The sequence below is a fragment of the Streptosporangium nondiastaticum genome (genome assembly GCF_003011965.1).
Taxonomy (GTDB): domain Bacteria; phylum Actinomycetota; class Actinomycetes; order Streptomycetales; family Streptomycetaceae; genus Streptomyces; species Streptomyces nondiastaticus.
Genome location: NZ_PXWG01000004.1, coordinates 112,290 through 132,944 on the forward strand (window position 1 = coordinate 112,290; position 20,655 = coordinate 132,944).

Genomic DNA, 20,655 nt, shown 5'->3' on the forward strand with positions numbered 1-20,655 from the left:
CACGGGTGGGGCGCTTACCGGGCGTCATGGGACATGAGCAGGGGGGAGGGTTTGACTGTTCGTCATGGCCGTGACAGGCCCCTGGCCCACCACGATGGCCAACTCGGCTGAAAACAGGGTTTGTTACCGGCCCGGGGGGGGCTGAGGGGCCTTCGTCCTCGCCCACGCCGGGCCGTATTGCCGGATCCGTGACCGCCGGTCGATGATGTGGGCCGCCGCCGGTGACGCGCTGTCGTCCGCACGCGCGCGATCCTCCGGAAACCCGGGCATCGCTACGGGCGAGGCCCCGCGACCATCACCTTCATCACCTTCATCACCTCCATCACCTCGAACAGCTCAGGACAGGGGAAGCCGGAACATGAGTTACGACCTTGCAGTCGGAGCCGACGTCGGCATCGTGAACAAAGCGGCCGAGGAGGTCTACGGCCAGCTGTATCCGCGCTACTTCACCGGCTCCCAGCCGTACGACGCCGGAGGCACCACCGTCACGGTGACCTGGGACGTCAAGACCGCCCCCATCTTCGACCTCACCCCGCCCGCGTACTCCGCGGAGGAATTACGCGCGCGCTTCACCGAAGGCGTCGCCGCCGGCCGGTTCACCGACGACCAGGTGGCCGAGCACGCGGCCGCCCTCCAGAACTCGCTGGACGGAAGCACCTTCCAGGTCGTCCTGCGCCAGGTCCACGTCACCGTCGACACGGGCGGCGGCGGGAACCTGATCGAAGGGGACGTGACCGTCACGGTGGACGTCCAGGCCACGACGTCCCCGTCCGGCCTGCTCACCCTGAACCCCCTCAAGGCCGTGGCCAGTGACACCAGCCAGGTCCAGAAGGTGATCCTGGACAACGTCGTGCTGCCCGCCGTCCTCGACCAGGCCCGCCAGGTCCTCTCCGGCATCACGCTGCCCAAGCCGGACATCCCGCTGCTGGACCTGTCGGTGCCGGTCCCCGTCATCCAGCCGCAGCGGGCCGTGGCCGCCATGAACCTGGTGGAGCACGGCATCCCGCAGCCGCCGTTCCCGGACACCTGGCCGGAGAGCCCGTTCTTCGCCCTGCTCGGCACGGACACGGTCCGGCGGATCGCCCAGGCGGCCACCGCGTACCTCGAAGGCAAGACCTTTCCCGCCGGCGACTCGAAGAACATCGGGATCGGCACCGCCTACTACAAGGCGACGATCGCCATCCACGACGTGCAGTGCGAGATCGTCGACACCGATGTCCCGGCCGTACGCGTGCACGCCGCCGTCACCGGCAGCGGAAGCGCCGGCATCGACTGGATCATCGGCGGATCGACCGACGCGTTCTACGACCTGCGGCTGGAGCCCGACCCCACCGTCACCCTCACCCTGTCGATGTCCGGGACCACGCTCAAAGCCACGACGGACAGCGTGAGCTCCTTCGACCTCAAGATCTATCCGCACAGCGACATCGTCAGCGAGATCGCCGCCTGGGTGGCCAACGCCCTCTCGTCCACCCTCGGCGGGCTCGTGGGCGACGCGCTCCGCGGCATCGAGTTCGAGCTGGGCAGCCTCCCCGCCATCCCCGTCGACGTGGACCCCGTCCACCTCGACGTGACCCCGGTGAACCTGGCTCTCGGCCGCTTCGGCGACGCCCTGTCCCTCCAGGGCGACGTCTCCATCACCAAGCGGTAGCGGGCGGAGCGCCGGCGGGGGCGGGGCACGGGCGAGGCCACGGCGAAGGGCCGCGGGGTGTCAGTCCGCGGCCGCTTCCACGATCGACGCGAAGCCGGGCGTGGGCAGCGTGCGCACGTGGCGGAGCCCGGAGCGGGCGAAGAGGGCACCGAGTTCGGCGGGACCGCGGGTGCTGCCGCCGAGGGCGGTCAGCATCAGCAGGTCGAGGTCCTTGCCCGGGTGCGGGTCATTGCCCGGCTCGGGCACGGCGTCGATGACCAGGACCCGGCCGCCCGGGGCGAGGGCCCGGCGGCAGGAGCGCAGGATGCGGACGCAGTCGTCGTCGCTCCAGTCCGGCAGGACGTGCTTGAGGAGATGGACGTCGCCCCCGGGGACGCCGGCGAAGAAGTCCCCGGGCTCCGCCTGCCAGCGGCCCTCCAGCTCCTGCCGCGCGGCGAGCAATGGTTCGCGCAACGCGGGCGCCTGGTCGAAGAGGACGCCGGACAGGCCGGGGTGACGCAGCAGGACGGACCGCAGCAGCCCGCCCCTTCCGCCGCCGACGTCCACGACCGTGCCCCGCTGCGGGAACGGGTAGGCGGCGGCGACCGCGTCGTCGAGCGGGCCGGAGAAGGCCGCCATCCCGGCGTCGAAGAGCTCCCGGGCCGCTGTGTCGCCTTCGAGGTGCCGGAAGAAGGGGGTGCCGAAGACCCGGGGGAAGGCGGACTCCCCGGTGCGTACGCTCTCGGCGAGGTCGGTCGACGGGCGCACGAACATGTCGTCGGTGAGCAGGAGCACCGCGGAGTGCAGCGAGCCGGGTATGTCCGTGCGCAGGGCGTCGGCGGCGGGTGTCAGCCCGAACGCGCCCGCCTCGTCCTCGCGGAAGACGCCGCGCGACGCCAGGAGCCGCAGCAGGCGGTGCAGCGTCCTGCCGTCGGTGCCGGTGTCCGCGGCGAGCTCCGCGGCGGTGCGCGGTCCGCCGGCGAGCAGGTCGGCGAGGCGAAGCGACGCGGCGGTCCGCAGCGCGGCGGAGTGGAGGAACCCGTAGGCCTCCTCCATCAGCCGCAGGGCTCCCGACGCGTCGGGGCTGTCTGAGTGCCGGCCGGACGAAGTCTCCACAGCGATCTCCCGGGGTGGTTCTGGCTGGTGCCGGAGGATCACCACCCTGCCGGCCGCCGGCCGGGCCGCGGCACCGCCGCTGTACGGATCTCCGGCCGGGACTTACGTCCTAGTGCCCCGGTCCTGCCTTGCGTGGAAAGCCCGGGCCGCCGGACGGATATCGTTTGGGAGGCCCGGCGGTACGGGCATAGGGTCGCAGGCATGTCTATACGTCTTCGTATGCGTGAAGCACTGCCGGTGGCGATGCGCGCCCGTGACAAGTCCACGGTGAGCGTGCTGCGTTCAACTCTTGCCGCGCTGGACAACGCCGAGGCGGTGCCCGTGGATGAAGCCGCGCTCCGTGGTGTGGCTCTTGAGCACGCGCCGGTGGGTGCCGGCACCACCGAGGCGGTGCGGCGTGAGCTGAGCGAGAGCGACGTGGTCGATGTCGTGCGTGCCGAGGCCGCCGAACGGCTGGATGCCGCAGAGCAGTTGACCGCCCCGGCGCACGCCGACCGGGCCGCGCAACTCCGTGCGGAGGCCGCCGTACTGCTCAGCTTCCTCGACGGCCCCGACGCCGCGTAGGACACGGCGCCACGCCGCCCCCGGACCGGCGCCGGATCAGGGCCTGGAAACGGGGCGGCCACCGCGTGGCTGCCCCGCACTGCTGGAGCCGGGGTCAGGCGGGGAGGGCGTCGACGGTGGGGACGACGGTGCCGAAGAGGTCCGTGATGGTGGTGAGGGCGGCGGTCTGGAGGGTGGTGGCGGGCAGGACGGTGCCGTCGGGGGCGGTGAGGGTGCGGGTGGCGGTGGTTTCGGCGACGACGGTGGGGCGGTAGCCGAGGTTGAACGCGCCCTGGACCGTGTAGCTGACGCACATGTGGGTCATGAAGCCGCCGATGACCAGGTCCTTTCCACTGCCCGGGGCGGCGCCCAGCCCGGTGAGGGTCTCCTCCAGCTCGGTGAGGTGAAAGGCGTTGGGGAACTGCTTGACCACCACCGTCTCGCCCTCCGCCGGGGCGGCTTCGTCGCTGATGGCGCCGATGCGGGCACGGATGTCGTAGGGCGTGTTCTCGCCGCCGTCGTTGATGACGTGGATGACCGGGATGCCTGCGGCGCGGGCGCGCTGCAGGAGGCGGGCACCGGCCGCGAGGGCTTCATCGGCGCCTTCCAGCGCCATGACGCCGGTGCGGTACGTGTTCTGGTAGTCGATCAGGACCAGGACGGAGTCGCTCAGCGCGGGCGGCCGGCTGTCCAGGCCTATGACGTCGCGCAGGGTCGTGGAGGGCTGGTTGCTGCTCACAGCGGGGCCTTTCGTAGAGGAACTTCGTAGAGGAACGAGGAACTTCGTAGGAGGGGGAGCACGCGGGCATGGCGGAGCCGCCCGCGCTGCCCATGTGCAGGGGAGTCCGTCAGGTGTTCTGCGTGCGGAAGCGACGGCGGTACGCGGCGGGAGTGGTGGCGAGCCGCCGTTTGATCGCCCGGTGCAGGGTCTCCACCGAGCCGAGCCCGGCGGCGGCCGCGACCTGGGCGAGCGGCTCGTCGGTGGTCTCCAGCAGACGCCGGGCCACCTCGATGCGGGCGGCCTCGACGTAGGCGGCGGGGCTGACGCCGGTCTCCTGCGTGAAGACGCGGGCGAAGTGCCGTTCGCTCAGGCACATCCGGGCCGCCAGCACCTCCGCGGACAGGTCCTCGCCGAGGTGGTCGGCGATCCACAGCCGCAGCTCGTCGATGTCGCGGCGGGCGGAGGTCGGCCGGCTGAGCGGTACGGAGAACTGGCTCTGCCCGCCCTGCCGCTTGAGGTACATCACCAGCTGCCGGGCCACGGCCAGGGCGACGTCCTCGCCGAGGTCCTCGGCCACCAGGGCGAGCGCGAGGTCCAGACAGGCGCTGATCCCGGCGCCGGTCCACAGCCTGCCGCGGTCGGTCCGCACGAAGATCGGATCCGGGTCGACCGTGACGGACGGGTGGTCGGCGGCGAGCCGGGCGGCGGTCGACCAGTGCGTGGTCGCCGTCTTCCCGTCCAGCAGCCCGGCCGCCGCCAGCACGTGCGCGCCCACGCACACCGACGCCACCCGCCGCGCGTGTGCGGCGGTCTCCTTTACCCAGGCCACGACGCCGGGGTCGATCCGGGCGACGGGGCCGTCGTCGGTGATGTCGACCGCGCCGGGCACGAGCAGGGTGTCCACGTGCCCGCCGACCTCGTCGAAGGCCAGATCGGCCAGCAGCCGCACACCCGCCGACGTCCGCACCTCGCCGGCGGCCGGCCCGGCGAGGCGGACCCGGTAGCCGGCGCGGCCCGCGGTCTCCCGGTTGGCCAGCGCGAAGACCTCGGCCGGGCCGGTGACGTCGAGGAGGTCGACATCGGGGAAGACCGCGATGACGACACGGTGCGAAAGGGGCATGGACTCATCCTCACCTCCACCATCCCTGGCCGCAATGACGGTGATCTGTCACATCCGGACATGCGGACATGCGGATACGGGGGCACTGTGCAACGCGTCGTAGCTGACCAGAGGGCGCGCGAAACATCGCCTTCACGTTCGAGGCGGCGGCAGGAAATACGCCCTGCCTAGCGTTCCCGGTGGCCGGTTGCGAAGCCGTTGCAGCCACTGCACGTCCAGGAGAGCGCATGAGCAGTACCGAGCGACGACCGAGAGGATCCGTCGGCCGTGAAGAGTCTCCGCAGGCCGGAGCCGGAGCCGGGTCCGGGACCGGGTCCGAGGGCGGCGCGGCCCGGGAGACCCTGGAGGACTACACCCTCCGGTTCGCCCCGCGCAGCTACCGCCGCTGGACGCCGATGGTCGTGGCGACCACGGCGCTGGGCGGGATCGCGTACTTGGCCGACTTCTCGATCGGTGCCGGCATCGGCCTCACCCACGGCACCGGGAACGCGCTGGCCGCGATCCTCGTCGCCGCCGTGGTCATCTTCGTCACCGGCTTCCCGCTCGCCTACTACGGGGCGCGCTACAACCTCGACCTGGACCTGATCACCCGCGGCTCCGGGTTCGGCTACTACGGTTCGGTCCTGACCAGCGTCATCTTCGCCAGCTTCACCTTCATCTTCTTCGCCCTCGAAGGCTCGATCATGGCGCAGGGGCTGAAGCTGGGCCTGGGGCTGCCGCTGTGGCTGGGCTATCTGGTCTCGACGTTCATGGTGATTCCCCTGGTCGTCTACGGGATGAAGGCGCTCAGCAAGCTCCAGGTGTGGACGACGCCCGTCTGGCTGCTGCTGATGGTGGGTCCGCTGGTCTATCTGGTGGTCACCGATCCGGGGACGGTGGACCACTGGCTGTCCTACGCGGGCACCGGCGGTGAGGGCGGGGTGAACACGGCCTCGGTGCTGCTGGGCTCCGGCGTCTGCCTGTCACTGATCGCCCAGATCGGCGAACAGATCGACTACTTGCGCTTCATGCCGCCCCGTACGAACGGCAACCGCCGCGCCTGGTGGACGGCGGTCGTGGTGGCCGGTCCCGGCTGGGTCGTGCTCGGTGCGCTGAAGCAGGCGATCGGGGCGTTCCTCGCCGTGTACGTCATCGCTTCCGTGGGTCCGGCGTCCGCCGCCGAGCCCATTCAGCAGTTCAAGGCGGCCTTCGACGCGATGATGCCCTCCTGGCTGGTCGTCCCGCTGGCCGTGGTGCTGGTCGTCATCAGCCAGATCAAGATCAATGTGACGAACGCCTACTCCGGCTCGCTGGCGTGGACGAACTCCTTCACCCGGCTGACCGGGCGCTACCCGGGCCGCATGGTGTTCGTGCTGCTCAACCTGGCCTTCGCGCTGGCGCTGATGGAGGCCGACATGTTCAGCTTCCTCAACCGCGTCCTGGGCTTCTACTCCAACTGCGCCATCGCCTGGGTCGTCACCGTCGCCACCGACATCATGGTGAACAAGTACGTGCTGAAACTCTCCCCGCACGCCCCCGAGTTCCGGCGCGGCATGCTCTACGCGGTCAACCCCGTCGGCACGGTCGCCTTCGTGGCCGCCTCCGGCCTGTCGATCGCCATGTACTTCCACGCCCTGGGCGACACGCTCCAGCCGTACTCGCCGGTCGCGGCGGCCCTGATCGCGTTCGTCCTCACCCCGCTGATGGCCGTCCTGACCAAGGGCCGCTACTACCTGCGCCGCACCACGGACGGGATCGGCGAACCCCTGCTGGACGCGGACGGCAACCCGAGCGCCACGCTCTACCGGTGCCACGTGTGCCGGCAGGAGTTCGAGCGCCCGGACGTCGCCGCCTGCCGCACGCACGACGCGGTGGTCTGCTCCCTGTGCCTGAGCACCGACAGGGTCGGCGACCACGTGCTCCCCGCGTCCGTGGGATAGCGGCCGCCGGGGCGGCCGGACGTACGGTTCGTCATCGTGACGACGGTGGAAGACTGACGGGCGGGGAGCAGCCGCCGACAGCGGCGACGGACCGGCCTCCCACGCTCGCACACCGTCCCGAAAGGCACCGTTTCATGATCATCGTTGCTGGTGAAGCCCTCATCGACCTCGTTCCCGCGGGTCCCCGGGAGCAGGACGGCTCCGCCGGCGACGACCTCTCCGCCCTGCTGCCCAAGCGCGGCGGCGGCCCCTACAACACCGCCGTCGCCCTGGCCCGCCTCGGTTCCCCCACGGCGTTCTGCTCGCGGCTCTCCACCGACCACTTCGGCCGGGCCCTGCTGGGCGGTCTGACGGCGGACGGCGTGGACACCTCACTGGTCCAGCGCGGCCCCGAGCCCACCACGCTCGCCGTGGCGCATGTCGGCGACGGCGGCTCGGCCGAGTACTCCTTCCACGCCGGCGGCACCGCGGATCGCCTGTTCACCAGCCCGGAGACCCTGCCCGACGCGGCCCGCGCCGTCTCCTTCGGCACCTGCTCCCTGGTCCTCGAACCCGGCGCGAGCGCCTACGAGGACCTGATGCGCCGCGCTTCGGCCCGCGGTCTGTTCACCGCCCTCGACCCGAACGTCCGCCCCGGCCTCATACCCGACGCGGACGCCTACCGGGCCCGCTTCCGCTCGTGGCTCCCGCACGTCACCCTCCTCAAGCTCTCGGAGGAGGACGCGGCCTGGCTCGCGGGCCCGGCGGCCGACCCGGTGTCCGCCGCCGCGGAGTGGCTGGCGGCAGGCCCGTACGCCGTCGTGCTCACCCGCGGCGGCGCGGGGCTGACCGTGCTCACCCGTGACGGCCTCGAACTGTCCGTCCCCGGCGAGCGGGTGACGGTCGTGGACACCATCGGCGCGGGCGACACCGTCAACGCCGCACTGCTGCACCGGCTGGACGGCCACGGCGCCCTCACCGCGGCGCCCGCCCTCGGCGCGGATCAGTGGCGCGACGTCCTGGCCTTCGCGGCCCGCGCGGCCGCGATCACCTGCTCCCGCGCCGGCGCCCGGCCCCCGTACGCCGCCGAACTCGCAACCGGCCGCTGAACCCGCAGTGCTCACACAGCGTGACGGCGCGGGCGCGGATGTCGTTCCCGGCGTGCTGTTGGGCTGATCGGGGGACGCCCGCGAGGCCGGAGAGCTCCCGGCGTCGTTCACGAGGCCGCAGCGGTGCCGGCGCCGTCACACGCCGAGGTCGTCGCCGGTCTCGGTCAAGGGTTCCTCAGGGACGATGTGCATCGCCGCCTCCTCCGCGGAGGCCGCCCCGCCGTCGATTCCCACGTCCCGGGCGTAGACGTCGTTGCGCCGCGGGGGCATGGCGTCGATGGTGGCGGCGAGGCGCCCGGCGCGCGCACCGCCGACCTCCTCGTCGAGGGGCTCGCCGTCCCCGCCGGGCAGGTCGCCGATGCCGTCCCCGTCCGGCACCTCGATGTCGGGGACCTCCTCGGCGAGCCGCTGGTCGAGGCTCTCGCGCTCGTGCTGCTCGCGGGCCGTCGTGCCGTGGTGCCCCACGCCGAGCGGCCGCTCCGGCGGCGAATAGCCCGCGTCGAGCACCGTGTCGTAGAGATCGCCGTCGAGGGCGTTCTCCAGGTCCAGGTCACCCGGATTGTCCCGGCGATCGGACCGGGCAGGCTGGTAGACCTCGTCACCCATCACGTCATCGGACATCGTGAGCCAGCCTCCTCCCGCACGGTTCCGCGGCGACGGCCTACCTCCACTGTCCCCTGTACGGCGGCCTCGCGCTCTCCGGGGGGCGCGAAAGCCGGATGCCGCCGCCGGAATCCGGCCACCACGGTCGTTGAAGGCTGTACGGAAGCGGGGCCGGCGGCAGGGACGCGGCCGTCCCGAGGGGTACGGAATCGGCCGAAGTCAAGGAGTGGGAGCGGCAGGCCCGGATGTGTAACGTTCGGCGTGCGCGAGGACAGCGACGCGGGGGCGAGGAGGGGGCAGTGAGCGGGGTAGTGATCTATCTGCCGCAGGGGACGGCGGGGGCCGCAGGGGAGCCGCACGGAGACGCGGTGACGCTGCGGCTCGGCCCGGGCGAGGTGGCGCGTTTCGGGCGGGGCTCCGCGACGTGCCCGGTCGAGCTCCGCCTCGACGACGAGGCGATATCCCGGCTGGCGGGCGAGATCCGGGTGACGGACGACCACTGGCAGCTGAGCAACCTCAGCACGACCCAGAGCTATCTGGTGGAGAACCCCGAGGGAGCGGGGGAGTACCTGAGGGTGCCGCCACGGCGGGCGGGAGCACCCATCCCCTTCGAGTTCTCACGGGTCGTGCTGCCCACCCGCCGCAACACCACCGTCGCCTTCCAGGTGTTCGCGCCCGACCACGTCTACCTCGACCCCGACGGCATGGGCGACCAGTGGGGGAGCCGCACCGTCACGGCGTACTCCCTGGACGAGACGGCCCTCTACTTCCTGGTCCTGGTCGCGCTCTGCGAACCGCGGCTGCGCGACGAGTCCCCGGTCGCGGTGTCCACCACACCCGAGATCGTCGAGAGGCTCAGGAGCCACCCCGCGTGCGGGCAGCTGACGGCCCGGGCGGTCAGCTCGCACATCGACTACCTGGCCGACGAGAAGATGCGGATCAGCGCCCCCGCCGAGCACGGCCCCCGCAGGGAAGCCCGCCGCAACGGCAAGCGGGAGACGATCGTCGGACTCGTGCTGCGCTTCGGGCTCGTACGCGAGGAGCACCTCGCGCTGCTGCCGCCCCGGTCCGGAACCGGCACACAGGAGCGGGGACCGGTGAGATGAGACGTGGCGGACCCGTACGGCGACGCGGCCGGCGGACCGGAGGAGGAAGCGGTGCGTGGCACGGCCGGCACATCGGGAGATGACGGTACGGAACTGCTCCCGCGCGGCTACCGCATCGGCGGCTGGGAGGTCACCGAGCCGATCGGGGCCGGGGGCTGGGCAACCGTCTATGCGGGACGATCCGCCGGTGACGGGGCGGGCAGGGAAGCGGAGCCGGAGCCGGACGGCCGCGGCGGCGGCACGCCGGAGCCGGACGGCCGCGGCGGCGGCACGCCGGAGCCGGACGGCCGCGGCGCCGTCGCGCTCAAGGTGCTGCCGACCGCCGGGCTGGCACCGAGACAGGCCCGCAAGGCCGCGGAAACCGCCCGGCGCGAGGTCGAGTTCGGCCGCCGCTCCTCCCACCCGAGGCTGATCCGCCTGCTGGAGTCCGTCATCCTCGGGGAACCTGACCTTCCGTTCCTGGACGGCGCCGTCGTGCTGGTCATGGAGCGCGCCGAGCGCAGCCTGCGGGACCTGCTCGGCGCCGGAGTGACCGAAGCCGAAGGCGCCCGGCTGCTCACCGAGATCTGTGAGGGCCTGGCCCACCTGCACCGCAGCGGCTGGGTGCACGGAGACCTCAAACCGGACAACATCCTGCTGATGGCCGACGGTTCGGTGAAGCTCTCGGACTTCGGGCTCGCCACGGAACTGACCGGCACCCGCGGCACCCACGGGTACGCGCCCCCGATGGGCACCTTCGACTACCTCCCGCCCGAGCGCTGGAAGGCCCCGCTCGGCGAGCAGGGCGTGGAAGTCCGGCCGAGCGCCGACATCTGGGCCCTGGGCATCATGATCCACGAGGTGTTCGCCGCCGGTGCCCCGCCGTTCCCCGGCGCCACGCCCATGGCCCGCGCCGCCGCGACGCAGGAGTACGCCGAGGGGCGCGCGCCGCTCCGCCTGGACAGCGCGGTCCCGCGCTTCTGGCGTGCCCTGGCCGCCGACTGCCTGGCCCCGACCCACGCCGCGCGCGCCGTGCACACCGCCGAGAGCCTGCTGGCGCGCATCGCCGGCCGGCAGGCCGCGGGCGCGGACCGTACGGAGGAGCGTACGGAAGCGAAGTCCGCGGAAACGGAATCCACGGACGCGGAATCCACGGACGCGGTGCCCGCCGTGGAGACGGCCGCCGGGGATCCGGCGACGCCCCGCCGAAGACCGCGACGAGGGCCTCGGCAAGGGCTTCGGCGAGGGAGAACCCGCGCCGCACTCGCAGCCGTTGCGGTGTGCGCGGTGGGCGCGGCGGTCTGGCCGTATGCCGTGGGCGGCGGTGGATCCGGCAAGCCCGGCACGTCCGGTACGTCCGCCTCGACGGGTGCCGCGGCGGCCGAAGGCACCGGGCGGCTCCGGGTGTTCAACGCCGAGCAGAGCTGCCGCAGCCGTACGGACCGGGACCCGCAGTGCAGCCTCGGCCTGGCGATCGATCCCCGCCGGCCCTACACGATCGACAACGTCGTACCGACCCGCGTGTGGCACGGCGACGAGCTCACCGTCGACTGCCTGCTCCCCCAGGGGATCCCCATCATCGACGAGGCGGACGCGCTGTCCGCCGCCTGGTACCGCGTACGTCTCCCACGGGGCTCCGCCCGGTCCGCGGCCTGGCTGCCCGCCGTGCGCACGAAGGACCGCCCACGGGTTCCGGAGTGCCCGCCTTCCGACCCGGCCTGAAGGCAGGAGCTCGTCAGCACGCGCGCAGGCCGGGGGCAGGGTCCTGGCCGGTGTTCACATCGACGGCCGGCACGTTGCCCCACGCGCCGTTGTCGAGCAGCGTCCAGTACCAGATGTCGTTCCCGCCGGGGTGCGGGTCGCCATGGCCCCAGCAGCTGAACCAGCTGAACGTCCCGTCGAGCGTTCCCCGGGTCGCCGAACGGTAGGACCGGTCCGCATACCCCCTCGCCCCGGCCCTGTTGCCGCAGTACAGCCTGCCGTCCGAACGGACTCCGCATTCGGCGGCGAGCCGGGCGTTCTTCGCCGGCGTGGCCGCCACCGCCGGCGAGCCGACCGCCCCCAGAACGGGCGTCAGCGCCAGGGCGGAGGCCGCGATGGCAGTACGGATACGCATGGTCACTCCCGTGGGACGGCGGCGCCGAGCGGACGGTGCGGCTCGGCAGGGCGGTCGGTGATCGCCGCCGCGCAAGGGGGAAGGTCTCCGGCTCGCCCCTGCGCGAACGGTCGTCGTGCGGAGTCCACCGGAAGTCGTCGCCCCTGTCACCCCGGATCGTTCCGGATGCCTTGCCGGACGCTCCCGCGACTACTTTGCGGACGCCCGGTCCCCGGACCGTACTCACACCTCACACCACACCCCCGCCAACCGCTAAGGAGCAGGCACGTGCATGGCTCAGCTGCACGGCGCGCGAGATTCGGAACACTGGTTCTGGTGGTCACGACGGTCGTGTCCGCCCTGGCCGGCCCGGCATGGGCGCGGGGCGCGAAGGACGTGCCCGGCCCCCTCGGGCACACCGCGACGGCCGAGTTCTTCTGCGACATCCCCGCGGAGCGGGACATCGCGGTGACCCGCAAGGTCTACGAGGTCGGCCAGCGCCGCGGCGTGTCCGACAAGGTGATGCTCGCCGGCTTCGAGACGGGCTGGGTCGAGTCCCGCATGAACAACCTCAACTGCGGGGACCGGGACTCGCTCGGCGTCTTCCAGCAGCGGCCCTCGCAGGGGTGGTGCAACCCCGACCAGTGCCTCGACGTCGACTACGCGGCGAACAAGTTCTTCGAGGTGGCCCAGCAGATGGAGCCCAAGTGGGACACCGCGGGCGAGCTCGCCCAGGCCGTGCAGCGCTCCGCCTATCCGGAGCGGTACCCCCGGGCGGAGGGCGTCGCGCGCGAGCTGATGGCCGAGGCGTTCCAGCCCTACGGCACGATAGGCGCGAAGTACGCGGGCCTGGGCGGCCAGGGCGGACCGCTCGGCCTGCCGGTCCGCGCCGAGGAGAACGCCGCGCTGGGCGGACGCTTCCAGCTCTTCCAGAACGGCATCGTCATCTGGCACCCGGACGTGGCCTACGCGATCTACGGGGACATCCTGAAGAAATTCTGGGACACCAACTCGGAGCAGCGCTGGGGCTTCCCGACGATGGACGAGGCGGACGCGGCGCAGGCGCCGGACGGGACCCGCGGGCGCTTCCAGTTCTTCGAGCGGGGCCTGTTCCTGTGGTCGCAGCCGACCGGTGCGCACCCCGTGCACGGTGCGATCTACGACGCCTTCCACGCCGCCGGTCACGAGCGGGCGCTCGGCTACCCCGTGACCGACGAGATGGACGAGGCGGGCGGCAAGGCCCAGAAGTTCCAGAAGGCCACCATCCACTGGAGCGCCGCCAGGGGCGCCTGGATCACCAACAACTGACCGGCCGTTTTCACTTCACCCGCAGAACAGTCACCGACCAGGAGGTCCAGTTGAGCGAGAACCGCCCCACCCGCAGAAATGTCCTGAAGGCCGTCGGCGGCGCCTCCGCGGCGCTGGCGCTCGGCGGCGGGGGCGTCCTCGCCTCGGCGGCGACCGCCAGCGCCGCGGGCGACGGCCGCGGACTGCGCATCACGGAACGGGGCGAATCGGACCCCCGCATGTGGTACTACCGCTTCCAGACCGCGGCGATCGGCGGCTGGAACCCCGCCGTCAACGTCCTGCTCCCCGACGACTACCACACCAGCGGACGCAGGTACCCCGTCCTGTACCTGCTCCACGGGGGCAAGGGCGACTTCATCGAGTTCGACCGCCTGCCCGACGGCGGCATCCGCGCGTGGACCGCCGGCAAGCCTCTCATCGTCGTGATGCCCGACGGCGGTCAGGCCGGCTGGTACTCCAACCCGGTCAGCTCCAACGTCGGCGCCCGGAACTGGGAGTTCTTCCACATCGAGCAGCTGATCCCGTGGATCGACGACAACTTCCGGACGTACGCCGAGTACGACGGCCGCGCCGTCTCCGGGTTCTCCATGGGCGGCTTCGGCGCGCTGAAGTACACCGCCAAGTACTGGGGCCACTTCGCCTCCGTGAGCTCCCACTCCGGCCCCGCCAGCCTGCGCGGCGTCGCCGGCGGTCTGGCCGGCGCGGTCGTCCACTGGGCCAACCTGTCCTCCGCGGCCGTCGAACTGGGCGGCGGAACGGTCTACGGCGTGCCGTGGGACCAGAACAGGGTCAGCATGGACAACCCGTGCGAGCGCGTCGAGAGCTACCGGAACAAGCGGATCTTCATGGTCGCCGGGACCAGCCCCCTGCCGACCTTCTGGGACCGGTTCAACGAGACCGCCGTGCTCGACACCCAGCGGGAGTTCCGCGGCTTCCTCGGCCGGGCCGGCATCCCGCACGAGTGGTATGAGGTGGACGGCGGCCACTGGGTCCGCCCGGACCTGTTCCGCCGGGACCTCGACGGCATCGTCGACCGGCTCCGCAGGGCGTAGGGCGGCTGCCGGGCCGCGGCGAACGGAAGGCGCCTGGCGGGCGGTGGCCCGGCCGGGCGCCTTTCGTACCACGCGCGTCAGGCGTCGGCGACGGCCCGCAGGGGGCTGAGTGCCGCGGCCCGGCGGGCGGGCAGGGCGGCTGCCGCGGCGCCGGCGGCGAGGGAGAGGACGACGACGAGGGCGAGGGTGCCCCAGGGAAGGGAGAACGCGTACTGGGGGATGGCCCCGTTGGCCAGTCCGCTGACCTTCCACGCTCCGAACAGGCCGACGGCCAGGCCCAGCAGGGTGCCGTACGCGGCGACGACGAGGGACTCGACCCGGATCATGCGGCGGATGCCGGTGCGGTCCATGCCGATCGCGCGCAGGACCCCGATCTCCCGGGTGCGCTCGGAGACCGACATGGCGAGCGTGTTGACCATGCCGAGCGCCGCGATGATCACGCCGACGGCGAGCAGCCCGAAGACCATGCCGGCCAGGTCACCGGCGACGCCGGCCTGTTCCCGGACGAGCTGGGCACGGTCCTGGACCGTCAGCAGGGGGCTGCCGTCGACGGCGGCGCGCAGCCGCTTCTCCAGGGCCGGGGACGCGGCGCCGTGGTCGGTGGCCACGAGGACGCGCTGGAGGGAGTCGCGCAGGAAGCTGTGCTGCTGGACGTCGCCGCGGTGGGCGAGGACGTCGTGGGCGGTGGGGTTGTCCTGGTAGATCCCGACGACGGTGTAGGGCTGGGCGCGGTCGCCCCGGCCGGGGCCGATGCTCGCCTTGATCTGGCCGCCGGTGCTGACCCGGTTCTCGCGGGCGAAGCTGCTGGAGACGGCGATCCGGCCCGGCCCGATGTCCTTGGCGGAGCCGCTGGTGAAGCGGAGCTTCATGACGTCGCCCACGGTCTTCGGGTCGACGCCCGAGACCTCCCGGGCGAAGGCACCGGCCGAGATGGTGGAGTCCGCGACGGCGGAGGCGGTCGCGACGCCGGGAACGGCGGCGACGCGCTGGACGGCGGCCGCGTCGATGGCGGTGGTGGTGTTGCGGGTGCCGATGACGTAGTCGGCGCTCAGACCGGCCGCGGCCTGGGAGTCCAGGGCCCGGCTGGAGGAGTGGTCGATGACGGCGAGTCCGGAGACCAGGGCGGTGCTGATCATCAGGGCGACGGCGGTGGCGGCCGTGCGGCGCGGATCGCGCAGGGCGTTGTCCTTCGCGAGGTCGCCCGCGACCCCGGAGCGCGCGGTGAGCCGGCCGAGGAGGCGGATCACCGGGCCCGCCAGCAGCGGGGCGAGCAGGATCAGACCGGTCACGAGGATGCCGCAGCCGAACAGCGCGGTCCGCAGGTTCTCGTCCGAGGCGTCCTTCGCGTCGCTCAGGGAGAACAGCAGGCCGGCGCCGAGGACGAGCACGGCCGCGCCGACGGCGCCCCGGATCCGGGAGAGCGCCGCGGAAGGCGCCTGTTCGGCGGCGCGCATCGCCTCGACGGGCGCGATCCCGGCCGCGCGGCGTGAGGGCAGCCACGCGGCGAGGACCGTGACGCCGACGCCGACGGCGAGGGAGGCCAGGACCGGGGCGGGGCCGATCACCAGCGGGCCCCGGGGCAGCAGGTCGTCGGCGGTGCCGAGCACACTGGGCAGGGCGGTGGCGACGCCGAGCCCGAGGACGAATCCGAGGGCGGAGGCGACGAGGCCGACGAGGGCCGCTTCGGCGAGCACGGAGCCGACCACCTGGCGCCGGGTGGCGCCGATCGCGCGGAGCAGCGCGATCTCCCGGGAGCGCCGCGTGATGAGCATGGTGAAGGTGTTGATGATGAGGAACGAGCCGATGAACAGCGACACCACGGCGAAGACCATGGGCAGCCGGGAGTAACTGCTGGTCTTCGTATCGATGAAGACCGACTGCCGGCCGGCCTTCGCGGTCGCGGTGGTCGCCTCGGCACGGTCGGCCGGCAGCAGCGCGCTGACGCGGCGGGCGAGTTCGAACTGGTCCGTCCCGGGCTCGGCGGACAGGTCGATCCCGGTGTAGCGGCCCGGGGCGGCGAACAGCTTCTGCGCGGTGGCCTTGTCGAACACCGCGAGGGTGCCGCCGGAGGTGACCCGGGTGTCCTTGGTGGAGACGATGCCGACCAGCCGCATCCGCAGGACCGGGCCGTCGGTGGCCAGGGTGACGATGTCGCCGAGCGCGTACTTGCCGGCGGAGGCGGTGCCGCGGTCCAGGGCGATCTCGCCGTCCGTGCGCGGCGCCCGGCCGGACGTCAGCGGGAAGCGGCTGTCCTTGCCGTCGGCACCGGGGACGTACGCGGCGGCCAGTTTGCCCATGGTGTTGTCCGCGCGCATGGGGGAGCCGTTCTTGGCGGCCAGGGTGGCCGAGCCGTCGGCCGTCGGACGGGCCGCGGACACACCGGGCACGGCGGCCAGCTCGGCCACGAGCGCGTCGTCGAGGACGTTGGTGCGCCCGTTCGCGGGGGCGCCGGGCGGGGATTTCGGGTCGACGGTGACCGCGACGCCGGCATAGTTCTTCGCCATGGAGGCGCGGTAGGCGGCGGTGGTGGAGTCGGCGAAGACGAGCGAGCCGGAGATGAACGCGACCCCGAGACCGACCGCGAGGACGGTCATGATCAGACGGGCCTTGTGCGCGAGGACGTTGCGCAGGGCTGTTCGCAGCATGGTGGGCTTTCGACGGGTGCGGGAGGGCGAGGGCGGAGCGGCGAACGCGGTCAGGAAGTGCGGCCCCGGGCCTCGAAGGCGAGCATCCGGTCCAGGACCGCGCCCGAGGTCGGCTCGTGCAGCTCGTCCACCAGCCGGCCGTCGGCGAGGAACACCACGCGGTCGGCGTGCGCGGCGGCCACGGGGTCGTGGGTGACCATCACCACGGTCTGTCCCAGTTCGCGCACCGAGTCGCGCAGGAAGCCGAGCACCTCGGCGCCGGAGCGGGAGTCGAGGTTGCCGGTCGGCTCGTCGGCGAACACGATCTCCGGGCGGGAGACCAGGGCGCGGGCCACGGCCACGCGCTGCTGCTGACCGCCGGAGAGCTGGGTGGGGCGATGGGCGAGCCGGCCCGCGAGGCCGACGGTGGCGACGACCGTGTCCAGCCACGCGGGGTCGGGCCGCCGCCCGGCCAGCCGCAGGGGCAGGGTGATGTTCTCCAGCGCGGTGAGGGCCGGCAGCAGGTTGAAGCCCTGGAAGACGAACCCGACCTTCTCGCGCCGCAGTCGGGTGAGCTGCCGGTCGTTCAGATCGGACAGCTCGACACCGCCGATCCGGGCCGAACCCGAGGTCACCGGGTCCAGACCGGCCATGCAGTGCATCAGCGTGGACTTGCCGGAACCGGAGGGGCCCATGACGGCGGTGAACCTGCCCCGCGCGAACTCCACGGACACCGCGTCCAGCGCGGTGACCCGGGTCTCGCCCTTCCCGTACGTCTTGGTCAGGCCGGACGCGCGGGCGGCCGGCTCCACGAGAGCTGTGCTGGGAGAAGGGAACGTCTGTGACATGGATACTCCGCCTGGGGTGCGACGGCCCGAGAGGAGTTCTGCGAGCCGGGGGACGTATCCATCCTCACGGCTCTGACCTGCGGAAACATCGCCCTGAAGGCGGGAGTTGGCCTCTGTCGAAAGGGCAGTGGCGGCTGTCTCTCCTCTGCCTGAGGGCAGAGGAGGGGGTGCTCCCGTCAGGAAGCCAGCCCGGTCCGGTGGGCCAGCAGCGCGGCCTGGACGCGGCTCGACGAGCCGGTCTTGTCCAGAATGGCGCCCACGTGCGTCTTCACCGTGCCGATCCCGATGCCGAGCCGCGCGGCGATGTCCTGGTTGGACAGCCCCTCGCCGAGCATCGCCAGGACTTCCCGCTCCCGGCCGGTGAGCCGCGCGATCCGCTCGTCCCCGGGCATGCCGCCCGCGCCCTGCGGGCCCCCGGCGGTCAGCATCCGGGAGATCACCGCCCCGGTCACGCCCGGGGAGAGCACGGCGTCCCCGGCGGCGGCCGCCCGTACGGCGCTGATCAGCTCCTGCGGGCCCTCGTCCTTCAGCAGGAATCCGGCGGCGCCTTCCCGCAGCGCCCGGACGACGTTGTCGTCGTCGCCGAAGGTCGTCAGCATCACGACGCGCGGCGCGGGGTCGAGGGCGAGCAGCGGAGCGATCGCGGCCAGTCCGTCGTGGACCGGCATCCGGATGTCCAGCAGCACCACGTCGGGGCGGTGCGCGGCGGCCATCTCGACGGCCTGCCGTCCGTCCCGGGCCTCGGCGACGACCTCGATGCCGTCGGCGTGCCGGAGGATGAGGCGCACTCCGTGCCGGATCATCGTCTCGTCGTCGGCGAGCAGGACACGGATCGGCCGGGCGGGCTCGGTCACGGGGTCTCCCAAGGTGTGGCGTCCCGGACCGACGGGACGGTGAAACGGTCGATGGCGATCAGACGTTGTGAGGCGTCGAAGCAGTAGCGGGCGATCTTCAGAGCGCCCGGCCGGATCTCGGTGGCGCCGTTGAACGGATAGACGCAGCCGACGGTGCCGGCGGGGCGCGGCGGTTCGTGGCCGGTGGCGGCGGCCCGGACCGCCTTGTTGTCCAGGACACCCACCTCCGTCACGTCGCCGTAGGTCATGCCGATCCGGGGCAGCGGGCGCGGCCCGGCGAACTGATGCGGTGCGGAGGCGTACACGAAGGTGATCCCGAGCGCCATCAGCACGCTCAGCGTCACCAGCCCGAGGGCGAGCGTCAGCACGTGCGCGGTACGGCGTCCGGGCGCTACGCCTCCGCCGGCTGCGGCCTCGCCTGCCTCGGCTGCGGTCTTGCCCCTCTCGGGCCCGGTGCCGCCATCCTCCGGTCCGGTGTCTGCGGTGCCGGGCCGCTCGGGGGCGGGGGCGTCGCCGGGCTCGGCCGGCACGATCGCGTCCACCTGGAAGCCGCCGGACGGCAGGGAAGAGGCGTCGAACGTCCCGCCCAGCAGTTCCACACGCTCCCGGAGGCCGGTGAGGCCGCGGCCGGTGCCCACGCTTCCGGCGGCTGCCGGGGGTGCGGGCGGGGCGCCGTTGCGGACGGTGACCCGTACCGTCTCGTGGTCGTGGACCACGGTCACGGTGACGTGTGCCGCGCTCGCGTACCGGTGCACGTTGGTCAAGGACTCCCGCACCACCCGGTGCACGGCCCGGCGCACCGGCGCGGGACGGGCGTCCAGGTCCGGACCCGTCCAGTCCAGTCGTACGGCGATGCCTCCGTCCCGGGACTCCGCCACCAGCGTCTCGATGTCGGCGCGGGTGCCGGTGGCGTCGGTGAGCGCCTCCGCCCCGGTGTCCCGGCCCAGCGGTCCGAGCACCCCGAGGGCCTGCCGCAGCTCGCGCATCGCGTCGCGGGTGGTCCGCCGCACCAGTACGGCTTCCTCGCGCAGCTCGGGGTCGGCCCGCTCCAGGGCCAGCTCCAGCCCTCCGGCGTGCAGTGAGATGAGGCTGAGGCGGTGCCCCACCAGATCGTGCATCTCGGCGGCGATGCGGGACCGCTCGTGGATGCGGGCCTCGCTGTCGGCGAACCGGCGCGCTCGCTCCGCGGCGTCCCCGCGCTCGCGCAGCGCCTGCACCAGACGCCGCTGCTGCCCGTACGAGGTGCCGACCAGGCCGGGGACGAGCACGGTGGTCGGCGTGAGGATCAGGCCGAGCGCCAGGCCGTACGGCACCGGTCCCGGACCGAGCCAGGGCGCCGGCACCGTCGCGCACACCACCACCAGGGCCGCCGCCGCGACCAGCAGGCGGCCGCGCCGCCGCGCCCGGACCGTCCGCCGCGCCACCGCGTACGAGGTCGCCGCCGTGACCGGCCCCACGCAGGGCGCCGGACCCGTCAGCACGGCGAGGACGAGGAGCACGGCCACGGGGAAGCGGTGACGCAGCGTGAAGAGCACGGCCCCGGCGGCCAGCGCCGGCAGCTGCAGGGAGGGGTGGGACATGAACCCGAGTCCCGCGACCGCGCCCCACACGCCCAGACCCGCGAGCACCACCCCGGCCGTCTCCGCCGCCGTGCGCGCGGCGGCGCCCGGAAGCACTCCGGGCGGGCGGCAGTGGTCGGGGAAGGGACGGGAGAGGTGCGTGCGTGACACGCTGACCAGTATCAATGCCGCAGGTCGCGACGGCATGCGCCTCAAGGCCGATCCGCGGCTCTACCGAAAGGCAGAGACCGGACTGGACCGGGCCGGGTCAGGGCCCGGTCCGGCCCGATGTGGAGAGCCCCGAACCCGCCCTCACCGTCCCGGATCTGCACATGGTGATGTGCTGTGAGATGTGCACCTTTACCTGTGCACGGTGCTGAGCTGCACTGTTGATGGGGAGTCGAACCCCAGCGTTGCTCTTCACGCGCCACGGGTGGGCCGGAAAACCGCCGGCCCTCGGTTTGTGCACGCCTCCGGAACGACTACCTGC

Annotated in this window: 17 protein-coding genes; 8 read left to right on the forward strand and 9 right to left on the reverse strand. The window is 72.7% G+C overall.

What is annotated here, in order from left to right:
- The first annotated feature begins 358 nt into the window (after nucleotides 1-358).
- Complete coding sequence (locus tag B7P34_RS03770) at nucleotides 359-1,651, forward strand: hypothetical protein (RefSeq protein ID WP_106674328.1); 1,293 nt, start codon at nucleotides 359-361, stop codon at nucleotides 1,649-1,651.
- A gap of 60 nt (nucleotides 1,652-1,711) precedes the next feature.
- On the opposite strand, the gene B7P34_RS03775 is transcribed toward B7P34_RS03770, so the two are convergent.
- Nucleotides 1,712-2,746: an acetylserotonin O-methyltransferase gene (locus tag B7P34_RS03775; RefSeq protein ID WP_223267463.1), complete on the reverse strand. Its 1,035-nt coding sequence runs from the start codon at nucleotides 2,744-2,746 to the stop codon at nucleotides 1,712-1,714.
- Between the two features lie 219 nt (nucleotides 2,747-2,965).
- Between B7P34_RS03775 and B7P34_RS03780 the strand changes: the two genes are divergently transcribed.
- Nucleotides 2,966-3,310 (forward strand): GatB/YqeY domain-containing protein, encoded by a 345-nt coding sequence (locus B7P34_RS03780; RefSeq protein WP_223267464.1) that lies wholly within the window; start codon nucleotides 2,966-2,968, stop codon nucleotides 3,308-3,310.
- 94 nt (nucleotides 3,311-3,404) lie between these two features.
- Here B7P34_RS03780 and B7P34_RS03785 read toward each other — a convergent pair whose 3' ends face one another.
- Nucleotides 3,405-4,028 carry a cysteine hydrolase family protein gene (locus B7P34_RS03785; RefSeq protein WP_106674331.1) on the reverse strand — a complete coding sequence of 208 codons (624 nt, stop codon included), beginning with the start codon at nucleotides 4,026-4,028 and terminating at the stop codon, nucleotides 3,405-3,407.
- Nucleotides 4,029-4,137: 109 nt separating this feature from the next.
- Complete coding sequence (locus B7P34_RS03790) at nucleotides 4,138-5,130, reverse strand: GlxA family transcriptional regulator (protein ID WP_106674332.1); 993 nt, start codon at nucleotides 5,128-5,130, stop codon at nucleotides 4,138-4,140.
- Nucleotides 5,131-5,357: 227 nt separating this feature from the next.
- On the opposite strand from B7P34_RS03790, the gene B7P34_RS03795 reads away from it, so the two are divergent.
- Together B7P34_RS03795 and B7P34_RS03800 are read left to right on the forward strand one after the other, a co-directional pair.
- Nucleotides 5,358-7,049, forward strand: a complete 1,692-nt coding sequence (locus B7P34_RS03795; RefSeq protein ID WP_223267465.1) for a purine-cytosine permease family protein — start codon at nucleotides 5,358-5,360, stop codon at nucleotides 7,047-7,049.
- Nucleotides 7,050-7,183: 134 nt separating this feature from the next.
- Complete coding sequence (locus B7P34_RS03800) at nucleotides 7,184-8,137, forward strand: carbohydrate kinase family protein (protein ID WP_106674333.1); 954 nt, start codon at nucleotides 7,184-7,186, stop codon at nucleotides 8,135-8,137.
- Between the two features lie 135 nt (nucleotides 8,138-8,272).
- On the opposite strand, the gene B7P34_RS03805 is transcribed toward B7P34_RS03800, so the two are convergent.
- Nucleotides 8,273-8,758 (reverse strand): DUF5709 domain-containing protein, encoded by a 486-nt coding sequence (locus B7P34_RS03805; protein WP_106674334.1) that lies wholly within the window; start codon nucleotides 8,756-8,758, stop codon nucleotides 8,273-8,275.
- A gap of 281 nt (nucleotides 8,759-9,039) precedes the next feature.
- On the opposite strand from B7P34_RS03805, the gene B7P34_RS03810 reads away from it, so the two are divergent.
- Together B7P34_RS03810 and B7P34_RS03815 are read left to right on the forward strand one after the other, a co-directional pair.
- Nucleotides 9,040-9,846: a serine/threonine protein kinase gene (locus tag B7P34_RS03810; protein ID WP_189382418.1), complete on the forward strand. Its 807-nt coding sequence runs from the start codon at nucleotides 9,040-9,042 to the stop codon at nucleotides 9,844-9,846.
- 3 nt (nucleotides 9,847-9,849) lie between these two features.
- Entirely contained in the window at nucleotides 9,850-11,547 is a 1,698-nt protein-coding gene (locus B7P34_RS03815) for a serine/threonine-protein kinase (protein ID WP_223267466.1), read from the forward strand.
- A gap of 13 nt (nucleotides 11,548-11,560) precedes the next feature.
- Here B7P34_RS03815 and B7P34_RS03820 read toward each other — a convergent pair whose 3' ends face one another.
- The gene (locus tag B7P34_RS03820) at nucleotides 11,561-11,941 is read right to left on the reverse strand and encodes a hypothetical protein (protein WP_223267467.1); all 381 of its coding nucleotides are present in this window, start codon (nucleotides 11,939-11,941) and stop codon (nucleotides 11,561-11,563) included.
- A 315-nt stretch (nucleotides 11,942-12,256) separates the two neighbouring features.
- Here B7P34_RS03820 and B7P34_RS03825 point away from each other — a divergent pair, with 315 nt between their 5' ends.
- Both B7P34_RS03825 and B7P34_RS03830 read left to right on the forward strand, forming a co-directional pair.
- Nucleotides 12,257-13,228 carry an LGFP repeat-containing protein gene (locus B7P34_RS03825; protein ID WP_223267468.1) on the forward strand — a complete coding sequence of 324 codons (972 nt, stop codon included), beginning with the start codon at nucleotides 12,257-12,259 and terminating at the stop codon, nucleotides 13,226-13,228.
- 50 nt (nucleotides 13,229-13,278) lie between these two features.
- Nucleotides 13,279-14,280: an alpha/beta hydrolase gene (locus B7P34_RS03830; protein WP_106674338.1), complete on the forward strand. Its 1,002-nt coding sequence runs from the start codon at nucleotides 13,279-13,281 to the stop codon at nucleotides 14,278-14,280.
- Between the two features lie 77 nt (nucleotides 14,281-14,357).
- On the opposite strand, the gene B7P34_RS03835 is transcribed toward B7P34_RS03830, so the two are convergent.
- The 4 genes from B7P34_RS03835 to B7P34_RS03850 form a co-directional block, all read right to left on the reverse strand.
- A complete protein-coding gene (locus B7P34_RS03835) occupies nucleotides 14,358-16,925 on the reverse strand; it encodes an ABC transporter permease (RefSeq protein WP_106674339.1) in 2,568 nt (855 codons plus the stop codon).
- 50 nt (nucleotides 16,926-16,975) lie between these two features.
- Nucleotides 16,976-17,752, reverse strand: a complete 777-nt coding sequence (locus B7P34_RS03840; RefSeq protein ID WP_106674340.1) for an ABC transporter ATP-binding protein — start codon at nucleotides 17,750-17,752, stop codon at nucleotides 16,976-16,978.
- Between the two features lie 176 nt (nucleotides 17,753-17,928).
- Complete coding sequence (locus B7P34_RS03845) at nucleotides 17,929-18,606, reverse strand: response regulator (protein ID WP_106674341.1); 678 nt, start codon at nucleotides 18,604-18,606, stop codon at nucleotides 17,929-17,931.
- On the reverse strand, nucleotides 18,603-20,336 hold the full coding sequence (locus tag B7P34_RS03850) for a sensor histidine kinase (protein WP_223267469.1): 1,734 nt from the start codon (nucleotides 20,334-20,336) through the stop codon (nucleotides 18,603-18,605). The genes B7P34_RS03845 and B7P34_RS03850 overlap by 4 nt, the downstream gene beginning before the upstream one ends.
- Between the last annotated feature and the right edge of the window lie 319 nt (nucleotides 20,337-20,655).

What these genes read in the sequence shown, in the direction of transcription:
- B7P34_RS03770 (WP_106674328.1), top strand. Translation starts at nt 359, where the DNA reads ATGAGTTACGACCTTGCAGTCGGAGCCGACGTCGGCATCGTGAACAAA.
- B7P34_RS03780 (WP_223267464.1), top strand. Translation starts at nt 2,966, where the DNA reads ATGCGTGAAGCACTGCCGGTGGCGATGCGCGCCCGTGACAAGTCCACG.
- B7P34_RS03790 (WP_106674332.1), bottom strand. Translation starts at nt 5,130, where the DNA reads ATGCCCCTTTCGCACCGTGTCGTCATCGCGGTCTTCCCCGATGTCGAC.
- B7P34_RS03795 (WP_223267465.1), top strand. Translation starts at nt 5,358, where the DNA reads ATGAGCAGTACCGAGCGACGACCGAGAGGATCCGTCGGCCGTGAAGAG.
- B7P34_RS03800 (WP_106674333.1), top strand. Translation starts at nt 7,184, where the DNA reads ATGATCATCGTTGCTGGTGAAGCCCTCATCGACCTCGTTCCCGCGGGT.
- B7P34_RS03805 (WP_106674334.1), bottom strand. Translation starts at nt 8,758, where the DNA reads ATGTCCGATGACGTGATGGGTGACGAGGTCTACCAGCCTGCCCGGTCC.
- B7P34_RS03820 (WP_223267467.1), bottom strand. Translation starts at nt 11,941, where the DNA reads ATGCGTATCCGTACTGCCATCGCGGCCTCCGCCCTGGCGCTGACGCCC.
- B7P34_RS03835 (WP_106674339.1), bottom strand. Translation starts at nt 16,925, where the DNA reads ATGCTGCGAACAGCCCTGCGCAACGTCCTCGCGCACAAGGCCCGTCTG.
- B7P34_RS03840 (WP_106674340.1), bottom strand. Translation starts at nt 17,752, where the DNA reads ATGTCACAGACGTTCCCTTCTCCCAGCACAGCTCTCGTGGAGCCGGCC.